Raw genomic sequence first — 3955 nt, 5'->3', positions numbered from 1 at the left:
CGCGGCATTCAGCCTTCACTCCGCTACCATCTTGCGCAGTAGCAGTAATAATTACTTCGCCTGCTTTCAAGGCTTTGAACTTGCCTTCACCCAAGTGTTGGAGGATGTCGTTTTTATCTATCGCCCAAGTCACCTTTTGCTCAGCCTTTTCGGGCATTACTTTAGCGATAAGGGTGAACACATCGTCTACCGTCGCTGTGTGTTGCGTTTCATTCAGTACTATTTGTGTAGCCTTGGGAATTTCAGGCTTCTTTTCTTTGACCGTCACTCGGCACACAGCTTTTACTCCGCTACCATCTTGTGCAGTAGCTGTGATAATTACTTCTCCTGCTTTCAAGGCTTTGAATTGACCATTTCCGATCATGTCCAGAATACCGGGTTGGTTCAAGTGCCACGTTACCTTTTGGTCTGCTTCCTTGGGGATTACGCTAGTACCAATGGTGAAGACATCGTCTACGGTCACATTGCGTTGGGTTGCATCCAGCACCACCTGTGTAGCCTTCGGTGTTTCGGGTTTAGAAGGTTGTTCGGGAGTTGGGGGAACTACAGGCTTGGTGGGGTTGTCTGGTGTTGAATTGCTTTTCCCATTCACCACCATCAATTGGGCACGTGGCGAATCATTGGTCCAAATCTCACGGCGTTTACCATTTTCTTCGATTTCGACGTGAACCTCGTAGCGGCGTCCAGGTGTTAAGCGTGTGAGGTCTATTCTGGCAGCTGTTGAGCGTGGTTCCGTACGTTGGAAAGGACGCAAGCTCACCGCACCAGATTGTCCAGCCTCAATAGATTCATTTGCTTCGGGACAAACTAAACGATAGTAAATCTTACTATAATAGTACTTTTGGCTATTGCCACGGATTTCTGTATGAATCCGCATACCAATCTCTCGCTGTTTTGTTAGATCAAATACTTGTTGATTGACTTCATTGCCATTGACCAAGAAATCAACATTGTGTACCTTAATTTTGACTTCGGGATAAGGCAAAACATTGATTTGGTAATTTTGATCTGCACCAAGAGGAATGAATTGTTTGGTCTTGGTGTTGGTTGTTTCCAATACTAGTTTCACATTGTAACGTCCAGGAGCCATCGCGTGAGAACCCGTGTTGTCGGAATAGTTCGTAAGGAAGTTCACAGCAACTTGTGTGTCTGCCAAACGGCGGAACGACACAGTGCTATTGGCGGTGAAAGGAGGCACAAAGTTAGCACCACCATTCACGGGTTGAAACGTCATTCTCAAATTGCCATGCACTTCATCCACATTGGGATTACGCACGCCGAAGGTTATCATGGCAGGATCTCCTACGCCTGCATATGCAGGGAAGAGCATTTCTGGTGCCCGGCACACGGTCAAGGGTCCCCCTTGGATCTCATCCGTCACGGAGATTCCGCTACTGGTCACTGCCAACTTCATACGATTGGCATATTCAATAGGATACCACGCCTCGTATTTATCAGGATTCTTCGCCACCAGCTCACGTGAAACGGGCACCAAGAGATAGTCGCCTTGAGGAATGTCTGCAAAATGAATGTCCTCAATAGGGATATTTTGTGTCATGAAAATGGTTGTCCATTCAAAATTCCTATTGTTAGAGTTAATCAGTTTCACAGTATTCCCTTTTTGATCCATCACCGCAATGCCCACTTGTCCAGTGAAACGATAGAACTCTCCATTCATTGAATGGTAAGAGCCAGAGGAAATCGTTGCATTAAAACGAGTGTTTGCATCTCCTGTTCGGGGAGTAAATTCAAAAGCTGCATTCTTGCGAGCACCCAATGTGCGTTGTGGAGTGGGGAAGTCAGGGTATTGTCCATTCTTAGGGTGCGCCATCAGTGCCACTTGATTTTCCCAAAACTGCCCATTCCCCATAAACGGACCAGGAATAGGAGTGGTGATGGTGTTAATATCATAATAGCCATCGCCTTGACCATCCCAACCAAAGTTGGCATGAATGAAGCCGCGTCGGTCATAGCCGTCATAGATGAATGCGTGTATGCCACCGCAAACCATCACAGGGTAGCCATCGGAAAGCTCTTGCAAAATCGCTTCACGAAATTCGTCTGCTTGCATTCGGTCGCGGTGTAACAAGCGAGTGGTATAACCAAAGTCATTTTGCAAAGCATCGAGGGTGTATTCAATGTTGGAGGGACTGGCTTGAGTACCAAAAGTGATGCGAATGGCTTTACCCACGTCTAACAACAGACGACCAACGGCATTTACTGAACGGAAGTCTGTCATCTGTTCGCGTGTGTCCTTCATTGCATCCCAAAGATAAGTGGGAGATGTGTCGGCTTCGTCTCCATCGCCGGCTTTACGGACATAGAGTGCTGGGCGTTGTTTAGGCCATTTGTAGAAATACAAAAATTGTGCAGCAGCCGTGGCTACGCAGCCCGTGTAGGTGGGTTTTCCGCCAATGCGTGGCGTCTTGCTATTGTAAGGATAGCTCTGTCCCCATTGAGCTGTGACAAGAGGAGCTACATTGCGCTTTAGCAATTTAGGTAGAGAAGCTGCTGGCTGTTGTCCACTACGCACTTGACGCACCGTTTCTGTGTATTGTTGCAATAGTGCTTGCATCTGTGGAGGCAGCGCATCCGCATCGCTTCTCGTTAATCGGCCATAACCCACAATCTCATTCATTTGGCTCTCTCCCGAAACAATGACAAATCGTTGCTCGGCTTCGCTTACAAAGAGGTGGTAAGCTGGGGCTTCTGCTGCCGATCTCGTACCAATAGCAGGAGAATCGGAAGTGACAACCGCAACAGGATGCTTCATATAATTGCGAGCAATGTCTGTTGCTTTCCGGATATCGACAGGCTCAGCCTGAGCCGTGTGTCCAACCATACTTAACACACTGACTGCAAGTGAGAGTAAAAGTGTTTTTTTTATCATGAGTCGATAAAATTAGTACATAGATTATGTGAGAAAACTTTTATTGTCCTAGTGTGTAACTCTTATTTCCTATAACGACAAACCATAATGGTGACGTTCCAACGTGGAGGCGAGTCACTGTATCATTTGAGGTACGTCCATTGGCTAATATTCTTCCCGTCAAGTCATAAACGATAATAGGAAGACCTGCAGGAGCTTGTTCGATGAGGAGCATCGTATCGTTGCGACGTACACTAAGAATATTAGTGTGAGACACGATAGCTGTAGGTGGTATAATAGTCACCACACATTTAGCTATCGCTCCTCCTGCATCCTGTGCACGTGCAGTGATGGTTGTCGTTCCTGGTTTGATGGCGCGGAATTTGCCATCAGCAAGCATGGCGACAATGTTCTTGTCTTGGACTTCCCACACGATGGCACTCGTAGCTTCTTTAGGAGACACTTGAGCCGTTAAGTTGAACTCACTATTAAGCTGTTGTGTCAATGTTGCAGGCAATTCGATGCGTGCCACATTGGGCGCAAGCACAGTCACTACACATTGTGCCGTCACTCCGCCTGCATCCTGTGCACGCGCTATGATGGTCGTCTTTCCTGGTTTGATGGCGCGGAATTTACCACCACCCAGAGAAGAGATAATGGTATTGTCTTGGACTTCCCACACGATGGCACTCGTAGCTTCTTTAGGAGACACTTGAGCCGTTAAGTTGAACTCACTATTAAGCTGTTGTGTCAATGTCGCAGGTAACTCGATGCGCGCCACATTAGGTGCAAGTACGGTCACTACACATTGTGCCGTCACTCCGCCTGCATCCTGTGCACGCGCTATGATGGTCGTCTTTCCTGGTTTGATGGCGCGGAATTTGCCATCAGCAAGCATTGTGACAATGCTCTTGTCCTCCACTTCCCACAAAATGTGAGCTCGGGCAGTTATGGGAAATACTTGTGCTCGTAACCTGAACTCTTCTTCTGTTTTATAAGTCACAGAATCTGGTAGCGTAATTCTCTGAACAATAAGGGGTGGTGCAAGCACGGTCACTACACATTGTGCCATAGCTCCTCCTGCAT

At 47.3% G+C, this 3955-nt stretch carries 2 protein-coding genes; both read right to left on the bottom strand.

All coding sequences use genetic code 11. The features are described from left to right. Window positions 1-2890, bottom strand: a 2890-nt coding sequence (locus HMPREF9999_RS00480) for a C10 family peptidase (RefSeq protein WP_009436279.1), incomplete at its 3' end; no start/stop codon positions are given. A gap of 40 nt (window positions 2891-2930) precedes the next feature. Continuing rightward, on the bottom strand, window positions 2931-3955 hold a 1025-nt coding region (locus HMPREF9999_RS00475; RefSeq protein ID WP_009436278.1), incomplete at its 5' end, for an Ig domain-containing protein.

The organism is Alloprevotella sp. oral taxon 473 str. F0040 (assembly GCF_000318095.2).
Lineage (GTDB): Bacteria > Bacteroidota > Bacteroidia > Bacteroidales > Bacteroidaceae > Alloprevotella.
This window is presented reverse-complemented; position numbering and strand designations above follow the sequence as displayed.